Raw genomic sequence first — 19,877 nt, 5'->3', positions numbered from 1 at the left:
AGCCGGAAGGCACTGGTGTGCCAGCGGACGCCGCGGCTGAGCACACCGCCTCCGGTAGCGAGACAACGAAGAAGACGGCCGGCGACGACGCCGCGGAATCCGGTTCCACGGATACGGCCGACGCCACCGAGAAGATCGAGAAACCCGCCGCGGACCCCGACGCCACCGTGAAGGCCGGCTCGGATGTCACGGAGAAGATCGACTCGGACGCCACCGCCGCCGCGCCGGAATCGGACGGCGGGGACGATGCCACCGTCACGCTCGGAAAGTCCGGAACCGCCGACAAGGATGCCGACGCCGCCACGGCATCGGAGTCCGGTGACAAGGACGAGACCGCCGCGGACGACGAGGCCGGCAAGTCCGAGACCGCCGGCCGTCGGTTCCCGGTGCCCGCGCTGGCCGGTTTCGCGGTACTGCTGGTCGCCGCCGTGGTCGCGGTCGGAGTGTTCTTCTTCCTCGCCGGCGACCGCCAGGAGGAATTGGATCGCCGCGCCGCGGCCACCAAGGCCGCCTGCGATTTCGGGAACAGTTTCGCCACCTACAGCGGCGACAAGGCCGATGACTACATTTCCCGGCTGGATCAGGGCGCCACCGGTGAATGGAAGAAACTGGTCTCCGAGATCGGGCCCGAACTGAAGACGCGGTTCGCCGAGACCAAGGTCAATTCCACCGCCGCCGAGGTGCAGTGCGGCTATGAATCCGGCTCCGACGACAACGCCCGGGTGGTGCTGGTGATCGACCAGCAGTTCACCACCGCGAGCGCCCAGCCGCAGCAGCCGCCGGGCCGGGTCAAGGTCGCCGCCAACGTCGATATGGAGAAGATCGACGGCACCTGGCTGGTGGCGAAGTTCGACACCCCGATGATGCAGCAGTAACCGGGCCGCGAGACAGACGAGAAGCGAGGACTCGAAGCTATGGCGAAGAACGAGACCGCGGCGGCCCGGGATTCCGACGGCAAATCCGGACTGCTGCCGATGGTGGCCGCTTTCGCGGCGGGTGTGGTGCTGGTGGCACTGGTCGTCGCGAGCGTGGTGTATTTCCGCGCCTATCAACAGAACCAGGGCGAGCTGAACGCGCAGAACGAATCCACCAAGGCCGCCTGCGATTTCGCGCAGGCCACCAATACCTATGACTACCAGGGCGATCTGGACGGTTTCATGACCGCCATGAAGGACGGCGCCACCTCCGACGTCGTACAGTCGCTGGAGCAGAACTGGGATGTGCTGCGCCAGCTGCTCACCGAATCGAAGGTCAAATCCTGGGTCGACGATTCGACGTGCGGTTTCCAGTCCGGTGACGAGAAGTCCGCGAAGGTGCTCGTCAATATCGGCCTGATGAAGACCAACGCAGTGACCCCGGAACCGAAACGCCAGGACATCGCGGTGGTCGCGGGCCTGGAGAAGGACGGCGACCGCTGGATCGTCAACAAGTGGGAATTGGCGATGTTGCAGGGCATGGGCGCCGAGGGCGGCGCCCCGGCACCCGCCGGCCCCGCACCCGCCGCACCCGAAGGCGGTCAGCCGGTTCCGGAACCCGGCAACTGATTCCGAAGTAGTGCCTGCGTATTCCGGCGGTGGCTCGAACCACCGCCGGAATACTGCTTTGCAGCGATTTGCGGTGCAATTCGGCCGATGGGCCGCCAATGGCTGACCGATATCGCGGTCAGGTGCCCTCGCCCGGTGCCCGGTTGTAGGCGTCGACCGTTGCTTTCGAAGTCGAGGAGTCTTGTAACACCAGCTCCCAAGGCCCGGTGTTCACCTCGAAGTCCTTGCCGAATCCGACCCACTTTCCGGCCATCCGGGTGCCGGTCAACTCGATGAGCAGCTGGATCGAGCCGTGGTACCGAGCGCCTCGGTAGTACCCCCCCGGCGCGGTGTTCTCACTCCAGGTTCCGGTGCACACGTTTCCCCCCGCGCTCAGGTCCATCTCGAGCAATGACGAAGACGAGCCCGGCAAACTACGCACCGTCAGGCGATCATCGTGCTGTAGCACCACTACGTAGTGAGCTGCGGTGAATGTCGCATCGCGACCGCTCGAATAGTACTCGTACCGCGACAACCACACACCGGCATACGAGCCGGGTAGGCGGGCGCGCCCGCTGCTCGGTGCTGCGGTCCGCTGGCGGGGGTCGATATCACCGATGGCCGATTCGACGTTCTGGCTACCGTCGGGACCGGACAGGCTACGGCCTGCCATTACCGATCCGAATCCGAGTGTCTCGATGGGTAGTCCTATGACCTTCTCCAATGCCCGCGCGTGCGACGGACGTGGATTCAGGGTGCGGCCGGCCTCCCAGCGCTGCACGAGTCGTTTGGTCGCACTGACGCAACCGGCTTCCCGCAAGGCACGTGCAAGGTCGTCCTGACTCATCAGGCGGGCGTTCCGAGCTGCGCGGAGCGCGGTGTTCGGCGTGGTTCCCATGTCACGACGGTAGCTGTTGGACGCCTAAATGTCGCCCCGAATAGGTACAGATCGACGCCTCGGGAGTCGTCGGATGGTCCGTGGTCGAGCAGCAATCTGGATCCGGCCCCGCTGCCGGGTCGACCCGGCTTCCCCGGCAGCGGGTGCAATCCACTCTTCGGGAGCCGGGTGCAAGGGGTGAGCAGTGACCGTGGACGAGCCCAGGGCTGTCGCGTTGATACGCCGAGACATCCAGGGGCCAGGGATGGATCTTCACAGGGTGGCCCGGCGTCACGGATACCAGCTGGTATGGACGGTATATCTCGACACCGGTCCCTTGGTGTCCGCACTGATCGTGACCGGTGTCGTCATGGAGCACAACGCGAACGCGGTTGTGGTCCCCTCGTTCGAGCATGCCGAATCGGTGCGGCATGCGATCACCGATCTCGCCGAACTCGTTACGCCCATACAGGTCTACCCGCGCGGGTATCGATGGCCGATCGTCGAACTGTGAGCGGTGCCGACCTTGCCCTTGTCGCGCTGGTCATTGGGCTGACCTGGCTCACCGTGATCCTGTTCCAGGAGTGATACGACGTCTCCGAGGTTGCCCGGTGCGGGATTCCTGGGCGCCTCCGGCGGTGGGTCGAGCCACCACCGCCGGAGGCTATTCAGGCGGTCTTCGTAACAACTACTGACGCGACAACAGCGCGCGCACGCCGGCCGAAGCCGATCAGAACAGGTGCAGCGGCGCTGTTGTCGCGTAGTCGACGGCCGGGACGACCGTCGGTTCCGCAGCCTTCCCTGCTGCCGCGGAGGTCTGTGGGGGTATCGGGCGGGCTGCGGGGGAGCCTGCGCCGGAACGGTTCCCGGCGGTGGCCGCGGCCTTGCGGGCGGCGGAACCGGCCAGGGCGTCGGCCTGTTCGTTGAAGTAGTTGCCGACGTGGCCGCGTACCCAGCGGAAACGCACCGGGCCGGGGCGCGAGGAGATGGCGTGATCGATATCCCGGATCAGTTCCAGGTTCTTCACCGCGCCACCACTGGCGGTGCGCCAGCCGTTGTTGCGCCAGTTCGGCAGCCATTCCGAGGCGCATTTGATGGCGTACAGCGAATCGCTCTCGATCAGGAGCGGGTCGGGGCCGGGGTGGGCGCGAATGGCCTCCAGGACCGCGCGTAGTTCGGCGATCTGGTTGGTACCTGTTGCCGCGCCGCCGCTCTCGGCGCCGCCGGCGTGGTCGACCCACGCCCAGCCGATCGCCCCGCCGGGGTTTCGCAGGCACGATCCGTCGGTACTCACGATGATCATGGCAGTACCCTACGCATGGCGGCCGACAAGGTCCGTACCGTGGAACTCTTCGATCGCGGCGCGCAGTCGCGCTTCGGTGCGGCGCAGGGCGGCCCGTAGCAGCGCCGCGCGCGGCCGGCCGACCAGCAGGGCGGAGAGCCCGCTGCGGTCGGCGTAGTCGAGTTCGCAGCTGAGTACGGATCTGCCGCGGCCGAGCGGGTCGAAACGCAGGGTGAGCCGGGCCGAGACCGGGCCGCTCAAGGTGTAGCCGAGTACGGCGTCCTGGCGGTGTTCGGTGACCTCCCAGGCAAGGGTCGGCCGCCACGGGCCGAACCGGTAGGCGATGTCGTAGCGTGCGCCCAGACCGTGGTCGTTGTCGCCGCGGGGGGTGATATCCCTGGCGCCCGCCAGCCAGTCCGGGACGGACAGCGGATTGTCCGCATAGGCGAAGGCAACGGTGATCGGCGCCGTCACATCGCTTGCGTATTTGATGAAGCCCACGGGCCCTCCCTCCACGGCTGCCCGATAAAAGTACTATAACTTTCCGTTTTATTTCGGACACTGGGAGATTCGATAGCCGATGGACACCGGTTGTGATGTATTGCCGATCGGCCCGGTGACGGTATCAGGCCAGGTGACAGGCCGACCGCCAATGATTACCCGATCTGTACGGAGATAAGCGTCACAATCTGCCGCCATCTGCCCGGGTGGACAGCTTCCACCAGAGGTTTCGGGGATCGGGGCGGGGGTACTTTTCACCCGCCGGCGGGCGCCGTACTCGACTGCCGTGCGCAGGCACCCCGGCCAACGACGTCCGGCTGTCGCGGACCCGGTGTGACGCTCGCCGGCCTTGCCGAAAGGCCGGCTCCGCACTCCGCCGGCATCGGCTCCGTCAGGCGAAGGATCCCGGTTCGCGGCCCTTTCCCGGTGGTCCGGCGAACGCCTGCGCGAGAGTGAGCCATTCGGCCGCGTCGGCTCCGGTGGTGCGCAGCGCCAGATCGCCGGGATGGCGTCGCTGGGTGACGAGCAGGCAGAAGTCGAGGGCCGGTCCGGTGACCCGCTGCGCCGCGTCCTCCGGGCCCCATGTCCACACCGCCGCCGACGGCCCCGTCAGCTCGACCCGGAATTCCTCGGCGGGTGCCGGCAGGCCGCGCACGGAATAGGCGAAATCCCGGGTCCGCACGCCGATATGGGCCACGGCCCGCAACCGGTCCGAGGGTTCGCGGCGGACGCCGAGCGTATCGGCGACATCCTGACCGTGCGCCCAGGTCTCCATCAACCGTGCGGTGGCCATGGATCCCGGCCGCATCGGTGGCCCGAACCAGGGGACCGACGCGGCGCCGGGAACGGCCCGCAACGCCTCGACCAGGGCGGCCCGGCCGCGGCGCCAGCGGTCCAGTAGTTCGGGGGCCGGAGACGCGGCGGCGATCGCGGCGGCCTCGTCGACGAAGGTGTCCACTCGTGCCGCAGCCGCGGTCAGCAGTTCGGTGAAGGCGGTATCTCCGGTGCGGGCGTCGGTGGCGGCCAGCGTCGCCACCTCGTCGGTCCAGGCGAGGTGGCCGATCTGGTGCGTGATGGTCCAGCCTTCGGCCGGGGTCTGCCGGGCCCAGTCGTCCGGCGGCAGGCCGGCCACGAGACCTTCCAGTTCGGCGCCTTCCGCGTCGAGATCGCGCAGGAGCGCGTCCAGGTCGGCCATCGTCTTCTCCTCTGTCACGCACCGCGGCCGGTGCCCTGCCAGCATCGCAGCGCACCCGGAAAAATACAAGCACGCATGCTTGTATTTCGCGCGGCCGACTGGACACCATGCGCGACCGGAGAGGACTACCAGCCGAAGAGCAGCAGATGGGTGGCGCCGACCAGCAGCCCGAGGGCCGCGCCGTGCAGATAGAGCAGCCAGGCGTCCTGTTCCACCGAGGCGTAGAACATCTCCATGAACTCGCCGGGGGTCAGCTGCTGGAGTTTGCGGGCGGCGAACTCGTCGATCTTCTCCGCCTGCTCCTGGATGAACTCGGCGTCCTCCACGAGTGAGGGCGCCAGACCCACCGCGGCGCCGGCCGCGCCCACCTTCAAATTGTCGAACTGCCGCCGGCCGAAGGCCGCCCGCACCACCGAGGTGGTCCGGCCGAGCTGACGGTGGATCTCATCGGAGATGAGCTGTTCGAGCAGGATCCGGGTCTTGTCGCCGTTCGGGCCGTTGAGCAACTCGTCGGACAGGTTCGGCAGGGTCAGCACCTGGTAGGCGAGGATATGCGCCAGATCCGTCGCCGCCTGCGGCTGGCGTTTGGCCAGCAGCGCCTGTTTCCACAGGTACTTGTAGCGGGGCTGGGGGTCACCGGGGGTGAACACCACCCGGATGGCGATGATGTTCACGATCACGCCGATCGCCGCCGAGACCAGCAGCACGATCACCCAGGCCGGGACCCATCCCCATACCGGGATGTCGTGGTGGATATGCAGATAGAGCGCCAGCAGCAGGCCGAACGGCGCACCCAGCAGGCCGACCCGGACCATGAACTTCAATTCCGGGGCCGCGATGGTGGTGGTGAGGTCCTTCAGGATCTGCGGATTGTCCTGCAGATACCGGATCACGAACCCTTTGACGTCGATGAGCTGATCGACATTGTCGCCGAGTGAGGCGAACGCCCGGCGCGCCAGTTCCGGCATCTCGCGCTCGACGCGCTGATAGATGAGCTGGCGCATGGCCCGCGGCAGGCTCTGCCACAAATCCGGGTTCTCCCGGTTCATCACCTCGTCGACAATCGTCTTCACCTGTTTGCGGGCGAGAGCGGCGACGTAATCGGCTATTCCCTCGAGATCCAGTTCGTGAATGAAATCCCGCGGACTGCCGATCCGCATCAACGCCTTGTCGACACAGATACTGGCCATTTTCTCGGCACGCGCCGGGATGAAACCCTGGAAGCCGAGCCGGGAACCGTCCTCGGAAAAGGTCGGCAGTACCTGCACCCGGCGGGGCAGATACGGGTAGAGCACATCGAGGCCGGGAATCCGGACGCCGCGGAACAGCAGCGGCCAGAAAAGCATCAGCACGCCGGTCCAGTTGGTGAGCCAGCCGGCCGCGGCGCTGAAAATGGGGAAGCTGACCAGATCCACCACGAATTTGGTCTGACCGGTGAATTCCTCCCAGTTGATCAACACTCCGGACGAGAGTGTGATCATCGCGCGCTCCCCCTCGGGCCGGATTGTGAATCGGAGATCATCACATTGTCACCGGCCCGTCCCGGGTGTCAATCAGCGCCACCCGCCGCCGTGGACGCCGCACAGGAATAGGGTGCCGATATGACCAACCCGCCGCCCGCCCCGGTGCTCACCGAATTCCTCGACGCCCTTCAGGCCGGACGGCTCGAAGTCATCGATCTCACGACTCCGCTGAGCAGCGCCACCCCCGCGCTGCGCCTGCCCGCCCCGTTCGCCAATCTGATCGACTTCGGGCTCGAGGAGGTCAGCGCCTATAACGAGCCCGGGCCCTTCTGGCGGCACAACAACATCCACACCGGCGAACATATCGGCACCCATCTCGACGCCCCGGTGCACTGGATCACCGGCCGCGACGGCGACGACGTCTCGCAGATCCCGGTGCGGCGGCTCATCGGGCAGGCGGCGGTGCTCGACCTCACCGCACGGGTCGCGGCCGACCCCGACTATCTGCTCACCGTCGCCGATGTCGAAGAGTGGGAGGGTCGCCACGGCCGCCTCACCGCCGGGACCTGGCTGCTGCTGCGCACCGGCTGGGAGGCGCGCGGTGGCTCCGAGTCCGAGTTCCTCAACACCGACGACACCGGCTCGCATACCCCGGGCGTGGCCGTCGAATGCGCCCGCTGGCTGGCCACCGAACGCGATATCACCGGCCTGGGCGTGGAAACGGTGGGAGTGGACGCCGGACTGGCCGGGGGATTCGATCCCGCCTTCCCCGTGCACCACTTCTTCCTCGGTAACGACAAGTACGGCCTCACCTCGCTGCGTAATCTCGGCCGCCTGCCCGCGACGGGGGCGATGCTGGTGGTGAGTCCGCTGCCGATCGTGGGCGGCACCGGCAGCCCGTCGCGCGTACTGGCCGTCACCGGCGCGGACCTGTGACGGCCGGCCGGGAGACCGACAGCTCGCCGGCGGCCGGCGAGGGCGCGGCCGTCTACGGTCCCACGGTCGCCGATGTGGTGGGCCGCGCGCTGGCCGACCTCGGTGCGGGGCACTGTTTCGGGGTCGTGGGCAGCGGCAACTTCGTGATGACCAACGCACTGCGCGTGGGCGGGGTGCCGTTCACCGCGACCCGGCACGAGGGCGGCGCCGCCACCATGGCCGACGCGTACTCGCGGATGTCGGGTCGGGTCGGCGTGGTCTCGGTGCATCAGGGTTGCGGGCTCACCAACGCCGTCACCGGGATCGGTGAGGCCGCCAAGAGCCGGACGCCGATGATCGTGCTCGCCGCCGACAGTCCCGCCGCCGCGCTGCGGTCCAACTTCCGGGTGGACCAGGACGCGCTGGTCCGCAGTGTGGGAGCGATTCCCGACCGGGTGTACTCGGGGCAGACGGTGGTCGCCGATGTGACGCGGGCCTATCGCACCGCCGTCACCCTGCGGCGCACGGTGGTGCTGAATATCGCCATCGACGTCGCCGCGGCCCCCGCGACCGTCACCGGGCCGATAGCCGCGACGGTGGCTCCGGCGCGGGTGCGGCCGGATTCCGGATCCGTGACCCGCCTCGCCGAAGCCCTGCGGACGGCCCAGCGTCCGGTATTCGTGGCCGGCCGCGGCGCCCGCGGCGCCGGCCCGGTGCTCGCCGAACTCGCGCGAGAATGCGGCGCGCTGGTGGCCACCTCCGCCGTGGCCAACGGCCTCTTCGCCGGGGACGAGTTCGGTCTGGGCATCTCCGGCGGGTTCTCCACCCCCGTCGTGGCCGAGCTCATCGCGGCCGCCGATCTCATCGTGGGCTGGGGATGCGCGCTGAACATGTGGACCATGCGGCACGGCCGGCTGATAGGTCCCGAGACCACGGTCGTGCAGGTCGACGACGATATCGACGCGGTCGGCGCGCACCGCCCGGTCGGCTTCGGGGTGATCGGCGACTGCGGCCTGACGGCCGAGGACCTACTGGCGCGGGTCCGCGGGTCCGGGCCGGTGACCGGCTATCGCACCCCGGAGGTCGCCGCGCTGCTCACCGAGGCCGGCCGCTGGCGCGACGTGCCGGTCGAGGACACCTCCACCGGCGAGCGGATCGATCCGAGGGTGCTCTCGATCGCGCTCGACGGACTGCTGCCGGCCGAGCGCGTAGTGGCGATCGACTCCGGGAACTTCATGGGCTACCCGGCGACCCATCTGGAAGTGCCGGACGAATTCGGTTTCTGTTTCACCCAGGCCTTCCAGTCCATCGGGCTGGGCCTGCACACCGCCATCGGCGCGGCCTTCGCCCAACCCGGCCGGCTACCGGTGCTGGGTGCCGGCGACGGTGGTTTCCTGATGTCGGTGGCCGAACTGGACACCGCGGTACGGGCCGAGTTGCCGCTGGTGGTGATCGTGTACAACGACTCCGCCTACGGCGCCGAGGTCCACCATTTCGACGACGCCGACTACACCACGGTGACCTTCCCGGAAACCGATATCGCCGCGATCGCGGCGGGATTCGGCGCCACCGGGATCACGGTGCGCACGGTCGACGATCTCGCCGGTGTCCGCGACTGGCTCGCGGACTATTGCGCGACGGGACGAGGGCGGCCGCTGGTGATCGACGCGAAGATCAGCACCGACGGCGGCGCGTGGTGGCTGGCGGAGGCATTCGCCGGGCACTGACCGGTGCCCGGGACCGGTCGTCGTCGCCGGAACCCGTTGCGGTTCACCGGAACTCGAACCCCGGGATCGGCCCGGGATCAGTGGATCGATGCCGCGGGGGTTCCGAGGGCGACCGGCTGGCTGCGCAGTCCGCGCAGGACCGGGCTCGCGACGCGCCGGGGAGCACCGGCGGCGGCGATATCGGGAACGCGGCGCATGAGCTCTTCTATGGCGACGGTGGCCTCCATCCGGGCCAGAGTGCTGCCGATGCAGTAATGGACACCGGCCCCGAAGGCCGGCCGGTCCTGTGTATTCGGGCGGTCGAGCCGGAAATCGTCCGGGTCGGGGAACTGCCGCGGGTCGCGATTGGCCGAGCCGACCAGCGGTAATACGTACGCCGGGAGAAATTCGCGTACAAGCCGTGAACCGCCGGAAATTCGCCTTCGGCGAACACGTCGCCCGGCGCGGAACAAAGGCAAACCTCTCGAAGTTGAGTGCGAGTAGCTCAAGTATTGGAGGTTGCGTTCGTGAGTACACCCCAGAATCTTCCGGTGCTGTTCCTGACCGATCCCATCGTGCTGCCCGGCATGGTCGTGCCGATCGAACTGGACGAATCCGCACAGGCGGCGATCGACGCCGCACAGGCCGGGAAGACCGAAGCCGTCCTGCTCGCCCCCCGCCTCACCGAGGGTTACGCCTCCTACGGCGTGATCGCCACCATCGAACAGATCGGCCGGATGCGCGGCGGCACTCCGGCCGCGGTGCTGAAGGCGGAACGGCGCGCGAAGATCGGGCACGGTGTGACCGGCCCCGGCGCCGCGCTGTGGGTGGAGGCCGAACCGGTCGACACTCCCGCCGCCGACGGTCGCACCCGCGAACTCGCGGCGGAGTACAAGAAGCTGGTCGTCTCGGTGCTGCAGCGTCGCGAGGCGTGGCAGATGGTCGACGCGTTCAACCAGCTCACCGACCCCTCGGCCATCGCCGATACGGCCGGCTACGCCGCCTACCTCTCCACGGAACAGAAGCGTGAACTGCTGGAGACCCCGGATGTGACCGCCCGGCTGAACCGGCTGATCGAATGGACCACCGCGCATATCGCCGAGGCCGAGGTCACCGAGAAGATCGGTGACGAGGTCCGCGAGAATATGGAGAAGAGCCAGCGCGAATTCCTGCTGCGTCAGCAGCTCAACGCCATCCGCAAGGAGCTCGGCGAGGACGAACCCGACGGCGCCGACGACTACCGCACCCGGGTCGAACAGGCCGACCTGCCCGATGCCGTACGGGAGGCGGCGCTGCGCGAAGTGGGCCGGTTGGAGCGGTCCAGTGATCAGAGCCCGGAAACGGGCTGGATCCGGACCTGGCTCGATACCGTGCTCGAACTGCCGTGGCAGGTCAAGACCACCGACTCCACCGATGTGGCGGCGGCGCGGGCCGTGCTCGACGCCGACCACCACGGGCTGGACGAGGTGAAGGACCGCATCGTCGAATACCTGGCGGTCCGGGCCCGGCGCGCGCAGCGCGGACTGGATGTCGTGGGCGGGCGCGGGTCCGGTGCCGTGCTGGTGCTGGCCGGACCGCCCGGGGTCGGCAAGACCTCGCTCGGGGAATCCGTGGCGCGGGCGCTGGGCCGTGAGTTCGTGCGGGTCGCCCTGGGCGGCGTGCGCGACGAGGCGGAGATCCGCGGACACCGCCGCACCTATGTGGGCGCCATGCCCGGCCGGATCGTGCGGGCCGTCAAGGAGGCCGGTTCGATGAACCCGGTGGTCCTGCTCGACGAGGTCGACAAACTGGGCGCCGATTTCCGCGGCGACCCCGCGTCGGCACTGCTCGAGGTGCTCGACCCCGCCCAGAACCACACCTTCCGCGACCACTACCTGGATATGGACCTCGACCTGTCCGACGTGCTGTTCCTGGCGACGGCCAATGTCATGGACACCATCCCCGGCCCGCTGCTGGACCGGATGGAAGTGATCACGGTGGACGGCTACACCGAGGACGACAAGGTCGCCATCGCCCGCGAATTCCTGCTGCCGCGGCAGCTGGAACGTAACGCGCTCACCGCCGACGAGGTGCGGGTCACCGATGCGGCGCTGCGCGAGATCGCGGCCGACTACACCCGCGAAGCGGGGGTGCGGCAGATGGAACGCTTGATCGCGAAGGCGCTGCGCAAGGCCGCGACCCGGCTGTCCGAGGCCGGCACGGAGGAACCGGGTGGTGACGCGGACGCCGCTGTCGAGGCCGGTACGGGCGCCGGGACGGCCCTGGTCATCGATATCGCGGACCTGAAGGATTACCTCGGACGGCCGCGCTTCACCCCGGATTCGGCCGAACGCACCGCGGTTCCCGGGGTCGCGACCGGACTCGCGGTGACGGGCCTCGGTGGTGACGTGCTCTATATCGAGGCCAACACCGCCGAAGGCGAACGCGCCCTGACCCTCACCGGTCAGCTGGGTGACGTCATGAAGGAATCCGCGCGGATCGCGCTCACCTATGTGCGGTCGCATCTGGGCGAGATCGGTATCGAATCCGCTGTGCTGGACCGCAATCTGCACGTCCACGTCCCGGCGGGCGCGGTGCCCAAGGACGGGCCCTCGGCCGGTGTCACCATGGTCACCGCGCTGGTGTCGCTGGCGCTGGGGCGCCCGGTGCGCTCGGATGTCGGGATGACCGGTGAGGTCACGCTGAACGGCCGGGTCCTGCCGATCGGCGGGGTGAAGCAGAAACTGCTGGCGGCCCAGCGGGCCGGACTGAAGACGGTGTTCATCCCGGCGCGCAACGAACCGGATCTGGACGACGTCCCCGCCGACGTGCTGGCCGATCTCGACGTCCGGCCGGTGGGCGATGTCGCCGAGATCCTGGCGTACGCCATCGAACCGGTCCGGGAAGCGGATCTGGACGGGCGGCCCCTGGCGGTCAGCGCCTGATCCGCCGAAAACAGCGGGCCGCGGCCGAACCGGAAACGGTTGCCGCGGCCCGCTTTCGCGTCCGTGTTCCCGGTCGTTACCGTCGCGCACCCATCCGTACCGGCAGGCCGGCCGAATTCCGTCCAGCAATGTTCGCAGCGCGGCCGTTCGGGTCGTCCTGGCCGGAAAGTGATGGAATTCCATGAAGCGCATACAGCGTGTGGTGCTACTGGCGGCGATCTCGTCGACCGCGCTCCTGGGCACGACGGGGTGTTCGGGCGAGGAGAGTTCCGCCGACGCGCCCGCTTCCGCGAGCAGCGCCCCGCAGACCTCCGGGGCCGCCGACGATCCCGCCGCCGGTCTCGTGGGAGCCGGTTGCGCCGAGTACGCCGCGCAGGTGCCCTCCGGCGCGGGCTCGGTCGGCGGAATGGCCCAGGATCCGGTCGCGGTGGCGGCGTCGAACAATCCGATGCTGAAAACCCTGGTCCAAGCGGTGTCCGGGCAGCTCAATCCGCAGGTGAACCTGGTGGATACGCTCAACGGCGGAGAGTTCACGGTTTTCGCGCCGGTCGATTCGGCATTCGGCAAACTCGACCCGGCGGCCGTCGAAGGTCTGAAGACCGATTCCGCGGCTCTCACCGATATCCTCACCTATCACGTGGTGCCGGGCCGGATCGAACCCGGTGATATCGCCGGCGACCACACCACGGTGCAGGGCGCCCCCGTGACGGTCACCCGCACCGGCGACGATATCGAGGTCGGTGGCGCGTCGGTGATCTGCGGCGGCGTGCAGACCTCGAACGCCACGGTCTACATGATCGACGGGGTGCTCATGCCGCCCGCGTGAGCGATTCGTGCCCGCCCGCCTGCCCGGTGGACCAGACTGAGCCCATGATGCGCCGGGACCGTCACAGTGACCTGCACTACAACCGGTTGTTCGAACCCATCCCCGGCGACGGGGGCGGCGAACACCTTGCCATGCAGTGGAGGGCACGATCATGACGAACTGGCCGGATTCCGGCTCCGGCCCGATCCGTCTCCGGGATGCCGGGCCGGAGATCGGCGACGGACCCGAGGTTTGTGCGGCCCGCCCGGCGGGCCACGACGACCGGGCCACCGCCCGGCGTCACGCCGAACTCCTGCAGGCCGCCGGGAGCGGTGACCGTGAAGCGTTCACCGACTTCTACCGGGAGACCAGCCCCCGGGTGTTCGGGCTCGCGCGGCGGATCCTGCGCAGCCCGGCCGCGGCCGAGGAGGCCACCCAGGAGGTGTACCTGCAGGTCTGGTCCGCGGCGGCACGCTACGACCCGGCCCGGTCGAGCGCGATCGGCTGGTTGATGATGATCACCCACCGCCGCGCGGTCGACCGGGTCCGGGCCGAGGAGTCGGCCACCGGGCGCGAGATCGTTTACGGGCACACCCATCTGGGCCGGGACCACGACATCGTCACCGAAACCGTGCACCAGCGGCTGGACGAGGCGGCCGTCCGGGACTGTCTGGACGTGCTGACCTCCACGCAGCGGGAGGCGGTCGCACTCGCCTACTACAGCGGGCGCACCTACCGGGAGGTCGCCGACCAGCTGGAATCGCCACTGCCCACCATCAAGAGCCGTATTCGTGACGGTCTGAAACGGCTCCAGAACTGCCTATCAGGGGTTGCCTCCGATGCCTGACACCTCACCACCCGATTCGCCGGGTGGCCACAGCGACCTGATGGATCTGGCTGTTCCGTACGCCCTCGACGCCGTATCCGGCGACGAGAGCGCCGAGATCGAACAGCGGGTGCGTGCCGCCGATCCGGAAACCGTCCGGAGTTTCGACGACACTGTTCACGAGGTCCGGGAGGCCATGGCAGCGCTGTCGGTACTCGACGCGCAGGCGCCGCCGGTCCATGTGGAAGCCCGGATCCTGGCGGCGCTCGACACGCTGCCCGGAGCCCGTTCGGACGTGCGCACCGGCGCGCGCGCCGACGTGTCGCCGGGAGCTATCTCCGGAGCCGGCGCCACCGTGTACGAGGGGGCCGACGATCTGGCCCGGGCCCGGCGGCGCAGGACGATGCGACGGCTCGCGGCCGCCGCCGCGGCGGTAGTGGTCGCGGTCGGCGTCGCGGTCGGTGTAGGTGTGTTCGAGGGGACCGAGGAGGGCCCGGGCGGCACGATTTCCGCACAGCAGGTGCGGGAACGGGCAGACGCCCGGACCACCACGGCCGCCATCGGCGCCGGCACCCTCACCGTGCACAGTTCCGCCGAACTGGGCGCCGTCACGGTCTCCTTCGACGCGGTGCCCGCGCCCCCGGACGGCAGTGATTACCAGCTGTGGCTGATCGATGCGAGCGGGACCCCGCGGTCGGCCGGTGTGCTGCCCGAACTGCCCGCCGAGGACGCCCCCTATGTCACCGGATTCGCCACCTCCGACCAGCTCGCGGTGACCCTCGAGCCCGACGGCGGGTCACCGGCGCCGACCACGTCTCCGCTCGGCGCGGTGACATTGGGCTGAGCGTCCGCCGATACCGGACCGCGCCTTCCCGGCACCGGTTCGGTCACGGCCGGCCCTGTTCCGACTGCGATATCTGACGGTTCGGTGACGCCTGTTCCGGCCGTCTTCCCCGGTCGTGCCCGGAATGACACCATCCGCAGCGGGGAGTCCGAACGAACCCCCGGCAGCGGGCGGTGGCCCGAGCAGGAATGAGGCGGTCATGCAGGACACAACCGGAACCACGGAAAGCGATTCGCGAAGCCCGGACGGTCGCGGGATCGGCGCGGTCGCGGCGGGACTGTGCGGTCTGCTGGCCGCCGCGATGGTGCTCGGGATCGCGGAACTGTTCGCCGGCCTGATCGATCCGGACGCCTCCCCGTTCGTGTCGACCGGGGCGACCGTGGTCGACCAAACCCCGGCCGCGTTGCGCGAGTTCGCCATCGAACAGTTCGGCACCCGCGACAAGGCGGTGCTCTTCCTGTCCATGGCGGTGGTGATGGCAGTGCTGGCCGTGGTCGCCGGGTTGCTGGAACGACGAGGCCCGTACGGCAGTCTGCTGCTGGTGGCGCTCGGCCTGATCGTCTGTGTGCTGGTCCTGTTGCGTCCCAACGCGACCCTGGTGTTCGCGCTTCCGATTCTGCTCGGGGTCGCGGCCGGTGTCGCCACTCTGCGCTTCCTGATCGCGCGGGCGCCGGGGAGCGACCCGCGCGCCGAACCGAGCACGGGTCCGGCCACCGATCCGTCGCGTCGAAAGTTCCTGGCCCTCGCCGCCGGGGCGGCCGCGGTCGCGGCGGGGAGCGCGATGGCGGGGCGCTGGATCGGAGAGCGGATGCGCGCGGTCGCGGCCGATCTGGAACAGTTCGTCCTGCCCCGGCCGCGGGTTCCCGCGCCGCCCGTCCCGCCGGGAACCGATCCGCCGGTGCGCGGGCTCACCTCGTTCGTCACCTCCAACGCCGACTTCTACCGCATCGATACCGCGTTGCGTATTCCGGCGGTGACCAGCGCGGACTGGCGGTTGCGCATCCACGGCATGGTGGACCGCGAAATCGTGTTGAGCATGGACGATCTGCGCCGCCGGCCCGCGGTGGAGAAGATCGTCACGCTCACCTGTGTATCCAACGAGGTCGGCGGCGACCTGATAGGCAACGCGTGCTGGGTCGGCTATCCGCTGGCCGAGTTGCTGGCGGAGGCCGGGGTACGGCCCGACGCGGATATGGTCCTGTCCACCAGCGCCGATGGTTTCACGGCCGGGACTCCCGTGGCGGCACTGACCGACGGCCGCGACGCCCTGCTGGCGGTGGGGATGAACGGACAGCCGCTGCCGGTCGAGCACGGGTACCCGGCCCGGATGGTGGTGCCCGGGCTGTACGGCTACGTGAGTGCCACCAAATGGGTGGTCGATCTCGAACTCACCAGATTCGATATGGCCGAAGCGTATTGGACCCGGCGCGGCTGGTCGGCGCGCGGTCCGATCAAAACCGCGTCCCGGATCGACGTTCCCGCCGCTTTCGGTGACCTGGCGCCGGGACCGACCGTGGTGGCCGGGGTGGCCTGGGCGCAGCAGCGCGGTGTCGCGGCGGTCGAGGTACAGGTCGACAACGGCCCGTGGCAGCCCGCCGAGCTGGCGCCGGAGTATTCGCTGGACACCTGGCGTCAATGGACGTGGCGCTGGGACGCCCCTCCCGGTACGCACACCCTCCGGGTCCGGGCCACCGACGGGAAGGGGAATGTGCAGACCGATCAGCGCGCGAGCCCGGCACCCGACGGTGCCACCGGGTGGCATTCCCGGTCGGTCACCGTCGGGTGAAACCGGTTGTGGCTCAGGCCACGACCGGCGCCGGCTCGTCGGCGAACTGGGTCCGGTACAGCTCGGCGTAGCGTCCGTCGGCGGCGAGCAGGTCGCTGTGGGATCCGCGTTCCACGATCCGTCCCCCTTCCACCACCAGGATCTGGTCGGCCGCGCGGATGGTGGAGAGCCGATGCGCGATCACCAGGGCGGTCCGGCCCTGCAGTGCTTCGGTGAGCGCCGCCTGGACCGCTGCCTCGGAGGTGGAATCGAGCGAGGCGGTGGCCTCGTCCAGTACCACCACACGCGGCTGTTTCAGCAGCAGCCGGGCGATGGTGAGCCGCTGCCGTTCACCACCGGACAGCCGGTATCCGCGTTCGCCGACCACGGTGTCCAGGCCGTCGGGCAGTGCGGCCACGAGATCGCCCAGCCGGGCCCGGGTCAGCGCGTCCCACAGTTGTTCCTCGGTGGCCACGGGATCGGCGAGCAACAGATTGGCCCGGATGGTGTCGTGGAACAGATGCCCGTCCTGGGTGACCAGCCCGACCGTGTCCTGGATGGAACGGGTGGTCAGCTCCCGCACATCGGTGCCGTTGAGCCGGACCGCGCCGGAATCGACGTCGTAGAGCCGCGAGACCAGTTGCGCGATGGTCGATTTGCCGGCTCCCGAGGAGCCGACGAGCGCGATCAGCTGCCCGGGCTCGGCGCGCAGCGTGACACCGTGCAGAACCTCCTCGCCGCCCCGGGAGTCCAGGGTCGCCACTTCTTCCAGCGAGGCCAGTGACACCTTGTCCGCGGACGGGTATCCGAACCGGACCGCGTCGAACTCCACCGCCACCGGCCCCGCGGGCACCGGTCGCGCGGTCGGGGAGTCGGTGATCAGCGGGTTCAGGTCCAGCACTTCGAACACCCGCTCGAAACTCACCAGGGCGGACATGATTTCCATCCGCGCGCTGGCAAGCGCCGTCAGGGGTGAGTACAGCCTGGTCAGCAGCAGCGACAGCGCCACCACAGCGCCGGCGTCCAACTGACCGCGCAGCGCGTACCAGCCGCCCAGCCCGTACACCAGGGCCACGGCCAGCGCGGAGACCAGCGTCAGCGCGGTGACGAATACGGTCTGCACCATGGCGGTGCGCACGCCGATATCGCGAACCCGCCGGGCGCGCAACGCGAACTCCGTGGACTCCTGCCGCGGTCGCCCGAAGAGTTTGACCAGCGTGGCCCCGGGTGCGGAGAAGCGTTCGGTCATCTGGGTGCTCATCGACGCGTTCAGATCCGCGGCCTCGCGCTGGATGCCGGCGAGCCGGTCGCCCATCCGGCGGGCCGGGACGACGAAGGCCGGGAGCAGGAGCAGGGCCAGCACAGTGATCTGCCAGGACAACTGCAGCATCACCACCAGTGTCAGGACCACCGTCACGAGATTGGCGACCACACCCGAGAGGGTGTCGCTGAACGCGCGCTGGGCGCCGATCACATCGTTGTTCAGGCGGCTCACCAAAGCACCGGTTCGGGTGCGGGTGAAGAACGCGATAGGCATCCGCTGGACGTGATCGAATACCGCGGTCCGCAGATCCAGGATCAGCCCCTCCCCGATACGGGCGGACAGCCACCGGATAACCAGACCCAGGCCGGCGTCGAGTACGGCCAGGCAGGCGATGGCCACCGCCAGCAGGATCACCGTGCGCGGCGCCGAGCCGGCGAAGATTTCGTCGACGACCCGGCCCGCGAGCAGCGGCGTGGCGACCGTCAATACCGCCGCCACCACGCTGAACACCAAGAACGCGCCCATCCTGCGCCGGTGCGGTCGCGCGAATTCGAGAATTCGCCGGGCCGTGGCGAGGCTGAACGCCCGTTCTTCGCCGGGAGCGTTCATCCGCCGGTACATCTGCTCCCAGGCCACCGATTCCATGCTCATCGATACGTCCTTCCGCTCCGGAGCCGATCCAACTCCAGAGCTCCGACACTAAAAGCTGAACCAATGTTGAGGTCAAGCGGTGGTGTCGTGCGGTTCGCCCACCGGCGCGAGTTCCAGACGCACCCCGAGTAGCCGGATGGGCCGATCGAGCGGGAACCGATCGAGCACGCGATGCGCGGCCGCCACGACGACGGCGCTATCGGTGGTCGGTTCGGACAGTTTCGACTGTTTGCTGCGGGTATAGAACGTGCTGGTGCGAACGGTGACCGAAACCCGGATCGCGATTCGCCCCGCCGCCGCGATCTCCTCGGTCACCTCCGCCGCCAGGCGGGCCACCTGGGCGTGTATCTCGTCGATGTCGGTGAGGTCGCGGGGAAAGGTCTCCGATTTACTGCGTCCGACCGGCGGTGGCGGTCGTCTCACCACTTCGGTATCGCCGGCGCCCCGGCTCATCACCCACAGATACGGTCCGTTGGTCGGTCCGAATTCGGCGGCCAGGCGAGTCCGGTCGGCGGCCATGAGGTCCCCGACGGTGTGGATATCCAGCTCGGCCAGCCGCGCGGCGATCCGGTTGCCGATACCCCAGAGCGCGTTGGTCGGCCGGTGCGCCATCACCTCCGACCAGTTCGCGGCCGTCAACCGGAACATGCCCTCCGGCGCGCCCGGATGATCGGCCGGGGTACCGACGGATTTGGCGAATCCGGTGGCCAATTTGGCGGTGAGCTTATTGTCACCGATACCGATAGCGCAGGTCAGGCCGAGTTCGGCGATGGCCGCGCGAATCGCTCGGGCGGTCCGCTCGGGCTCGCCCGCGTCCCCGGAGTCGTCGGTATCGACCGCGACGAACGCCTCGTCCCAGCCCCACACCTCCACCTGATCGGTGAACGTCCGCAATACCGCCATGACCTCCTCGGAGGCCTCGTCGTAACTGGGCACGTCCAGGGGCAGGAACACCGCGTCCGGACACTTGCGTGCCGCCGAACGCAACGGCATGCCCGCCCGGATGCCGTAGGCGCGGGCCGGATAGGAGGCGCAGGTCACCACCTTGCGGGGCTCCTCGGGATCTCCGTTCCCGCCCACGATCACGGGCAGACCGCGCAGTTCGGGATGGCGCCGGAATTCCACCGCCGCCTGGAACTGATCGAGGTCGACATGCAACAGCCATCGGGCCACCAGTGCAGTGTAATTTGGAGCAGCTCCGCTGCTCGAGGTTCGGCCCTCCTGTGCGCCTGCTGTCAGCCCTCGAGACTCGCGGCTGCGCCGCAGGGGCGGCGGGGGGGGGAAACACGCGCGAGATCGGTTGATCACAACTCTTAAAACCACACACACCCACCAA

Annotated in this window: 18 protein-coding genes; 10 read left to right on the top strand and 8 right to left on the bottom strand. The window is 68.8% G+C overall.

Annotated features, from left to right (window positions below):
- Window positions 1-17 precede the first annotated feature (17 nt).
- Window positions 18-875 carry a hypothetical protein gene (locus ACWDU1_RS06215; RefSeq protein ID WP_449996209.1) on the top strand — a complete coding sequence of 286 codons (858 nt, stop codon included), beginning with the start codon at window positions 18-20 and terminating at the stop codon, window positions 873-875.
- A 39-nt stretch (window positions 876-914) separates the two neighbouring features.
- Window positions 915-1,544, top strand: a complete 630-nt coding sequence (locus ACWDU1_RS06210; protein ID WP_449996208.1) for a hypothetical protein — start codon at window positions 915-917, stop codon at window positions 1,542-1,544.
- 118 nt (window positions 1,545-1,662) lie between these two features.
- Here the strand turns inward: ACWDU1_RS06210 and ACWDU1_RS06205 are convergent, their stop codons facing one another.
- A complete protein-coding gene (locus ACWDU1_RS06205) occupies window positions 1,663-2,421 on the bottom strand; it encodes a helix-turn-helix domain-containing protein (RefSeq protein ID WP_449996207.1) in 759 nt (252 codons plus the stop codon).
- Between the two features lie 244 nt (window positions 2,422-2,665).
- Here ACWDU1_RS06205 and ACWDU1_RS06200 point away from each other — a divergent pair, with 244 nt between their 5' ends.
- A complete protein-coding gene (locus ACWDU1_RS06200) occupies window positions 2,666-2,914 on the top strand; it encodes a hypothetical protein (RefSeq protein WP_449996206.1) in 249 nt (82 codons plus the stop codon).
- 216 nt (window positions 2,915-3,130) lie between these two features.
- Here ACWDU1_RS06200 and ACWDU1_RS06195 read toward each other — a convergent pair whose 3' ends face one another.
- The 4 genes from ACWDU1_RS06195 to ACWDU1_RS06180 all read right to left on the bottom strand — a co-directional run bounded on the left by ACWDU1_RS06195 (window position 3,131) and on the right by ACWDU1_RS06180 (window position 6,859).
- Window positions 3,131-3,703: a ribonuclease H family protein gene (locus ACWDU1_RS06195; protein WP_449996205.1), complete on the bottom strand. Its 573-nt coding sequence runs from the start codon at window positions 3,701-3,703 to the stop codon at window positions 3,131-3,133.
- Window positions 3,704-3,712: 9 nt separating this feature from the next.
- Entirely contained in the window at window positions 3,713-4,183 is a 471-nt protein-coding gene (locus ACWDU1_RS06190; protein WP_449996204.1) for an SRPBCC family protein, read from the bottom strand.
- A gap of 391 nt (window positions 4,184-4,574) precedes the next feature.
- Window positions 4,575-5,378, bottom strand: a complete 804-nt coding sequence (locus ACWDU1_RS06185; RefSeq protein WP_449996203.1) for a TIGR03084 family metal-binding protein — start codon at window positions 5,376-5,378, stop codon at window positions 4,575-4,577.
- Window positions 5,379-5,503: 125 nt separating this feature from the next.
- On the bottom strand, window positions 5,504-6,859 hold the full coding sequence (locus tag ACWDU1_RS06180) for a hypothetical protein (RefSeq protein WP_449996202.1): 1,356 nt from the start codon (window positions 6,857-6,859) through the stop codon (window positions 5,504-5,506).
- Window positions 6,860-6,979: 120 nt separating this feature from the next.
- Between ACWDU1_RS06180 and ACWDU1_RS06175 the strand changes: the two genes are divergently transcribed.
- Both ACWDU1_RS06175 and ACWDU1_RS06170 read left to right on the top strand, forming a co-directional pair.
- Window positions 6,980-7,777, top strand: coding sequence for a cyclase family protein (locus ACWDU1_RS06175; protein ID WP_449996201.1), 798 nt, complete (start codon window positions 6,980-6,982; stop codon window positions 7,775-7,777).
- Entirely contained in the window at window positions 7,774-9,483 is a 1,710-nt protein-coding gene (locus ACWDU1_RS06170; RefSeq protein ID WP_449996200.1) for a thiamine pyrophosphate-binding protein, read from the top strand. The genes ACWDU1_RS06175 and ACWDU1_RS06170 overlap by 4 nt, the downstream gene beginning before the upstream one ends.
- A gap of 77 nt (window positions 9,484-9,560) precedes the next feature.
- On the opposite strand, the gene ACWDU1_RS06165 is transcribed toward ACWDU1_RS06170, so the two are convergent.
- Window positions 9,561-9,935 carry a cytochrome P450 gene (locus ACWDU1_RS06165; RefSeq protein WP_449996222.1) on the bottom strand — a complete coding sequence of 125 codons (375 nt, stop codon included), beginning with the start codon at window positions 9,933-9,935 and terminating at the stop codon, window positions 9,561-9,563.
- Between the two features lie 114 nt (window positions 9,936-10,049).
- On the opposite strand from ACWDU1_RS06165, the gene lon reads away from it, so the two are divergent.
- From lon to ACWDU1_RS06140, 5 genes are all read left to right on the top strand, one after another.
- Window positions 10,050-12,386: an endopeptidase La gene (lon, locus tag ACWDU1_RS06160; RefSeq protein ID WP_449996221.1), complete on the top strand. Its 2,337-nt coding sequence runs from the start codon at window positions 10,050-10,052 to the stop codon at window positions 12,384-12,386.
- Window positions 12,387-12,567: 181 nt separating this feature from the next.
- Window positions 12,568-13,212 (top strand): fasciclin domain-containing protein, encoded by a 645-nt coding sequence (locus ACWDU1_RS06155; RefSeq protein ID WP_449996199.1) that lies wholly within the window; start codon window positions 12,568-12,570, stop codon window positions 13,210-13,212.
- Window positions 13,213-13,363: 151 nt separating this feature from the next.
- A complete protein-coding gene (gene sigK / locus ACWDU1_RS06150) occupies window positions 13,364-14,038 on the top strand; it encodes an ECF RNA polymerase sigma factor SigK (protein ID WP_449996198.1) in 675 nt (224 codons plus the stop codon).
- Window positions 14,031-14,861, top strand: a complete 831-nt coding sequence (locus ACWDU1_RS06145; RefSeq protein ID WP_449996197.1) for an anti-sigma factor — start codon at window positions 14,031-14,033, stop codon at window positions 14,859-14,861. The genes sigK and ACWDU1_RS06145 overlap by 8 nt, the downstream gene beginning before the upstream one ends.
- A gap of 199 nt (window positions 14,862-15,060) precedes the next feature.
- Window positions 15,061-16,647: a molybdopterin-dependent oxidoreductase gene (locus ACWDU1_RS06140; protein ID WP_449996196.1), complete on the top strand. Its 1,587-nt coding sequence runs from the start codon at window positions 15,061-15,063 to the stop codon at window positions 16,645-16,647.
- A 13-nt stretch (window positions 16,648-16,660) separates the two neighbouring features.
- Here ACWDU1_RS06140 and ACWDU1_RS06135 read toward each other — a convergent pair whose 3' ends face one another.
- Window positions 16,661-18,541 carry an ABC transporter ATP-binding protein gene (locus tag ACWDU1_RS06135; RefSeq protein ID WP_449996195.1) on the bottom strand — a complete coding sequence of 627 codons (1,881 nt, stop codon included), beginning with the start codon at window positions 18,539-18,541 and terminating at the stop codon, window positions 16,661-16,663.
- 72 nt (window positions 18,542-18,613) lie between these two features.
- Window positions 18,614-19,714 (bottom strand): DNA polymerase IV, encoded by a 1,101-nt coding sequence (locus tag ACWDU1_RS06130; protein WP_449996194.1) that lies wholly within the window; start codon window positions 19,712-19,714, stop codon window positions 18,614-18,616.
- Window positions 19,715-19,877: the final 163 nt, after the last annotated feature.

Source organism: Nocardia sp. NPDC003345, from assembly GCF_053589395.1.
This window is presented reverse-complemented; position numbering and strand designations above follow the sequence as displayed.

Bases quoted from the DNA above. Each gene is read 5' to 3' on its own strand.
- lon (WP_449996221.1), top strand. From the start codon at position 10,050: ATGGTCGTGCCGATCGAACTGGACGAATCCGCACAGGCGGCGATCGAC.
- ACWDU1_RS06195 (WP_449996205.1), bottom strand. From the start codon at position 3,703: ATGATCATCGTGAGTACCGACGGATCGTGCCTGCGAAACCCCGGCGGG.
- ACWDU1_RS06210 (WP_449996208.1), top strand. From the start codon at position 915: ATGGCGAAGAACGAGACCGCGGCGGCCCGGGATTCCGACGGCAAATCC.
- ACWDU1_RS06140 (WP_449996196.1), top strand. From the start codon at position 15,061: ATGCAGGACACAACCGGAACCACGGAAAGCGATTCGCGAAGCCCGGAC.
- ACWDU1_RS06175 (WP_449996201.1), top strand. From the start codon at position 6,980: ATGACCAACCCGCCGCCCGCCCCGGTGCTCACCGAATTCCTCGACGCC.
- ACWDU1_RS06155 (WP_449996199.1), top strand. From the start codon at position 12,568: ATGAAGCGCATACAGCGTGTGGTGCTACTGGCGGCGATCTCGTCGACC.
- ACWDU1_RS06145 (WP_449996197.1), top strand. From the start codon at position 14,031: ATGCCTGACACCTCACCACCCGATTCGCCGGGTGGCCACAGCGACCTG.
- ACWDU1_RS06205 (WP_449996207.1), bottom strand. From the start codon at position 2,421: ATGGGAACCACGCCGAACACCGCGCTCCGCGCAGCTCGGAACGCCCGC.
- ACWDU1_RS06200 (WP_449996206.1), top strand. From the start codon at position 2,666: ATGGATCTTCACAGGGTGGCCCGGCGTCACGGATACCAGCTGGTATGG.
- sigK (WP_449996198.1), top strand. From the start codon at position 13,364: ATGACGAACTGGCCGGATTCCGGCTCCGGCCCGATCCGTCTCCGGGAT.
- ACWDU1_RS06185 (WP_449996203.1), bottom strand. From the start codon at position 5,378: ATGGCCGACCTGGACGCGCTCCTGCGCGATCTCGACGCGGAAGGCGCC.
- ACWDU1_RS06135 (WP_449996195.1), bottom strand. From the start codon at position 18,541: ATGAGCATGGAATCGGTGGCCTGGGAGCAGATGTACCGGCGGATGAAC.
- ACWDU1_RS06180 (WP_449996202.1), bottom strand. From the start codon at position 6,859: ATGATCACACTCTCGTCCGGAGTGTTGATCAACTGGGAGGAATTCACC.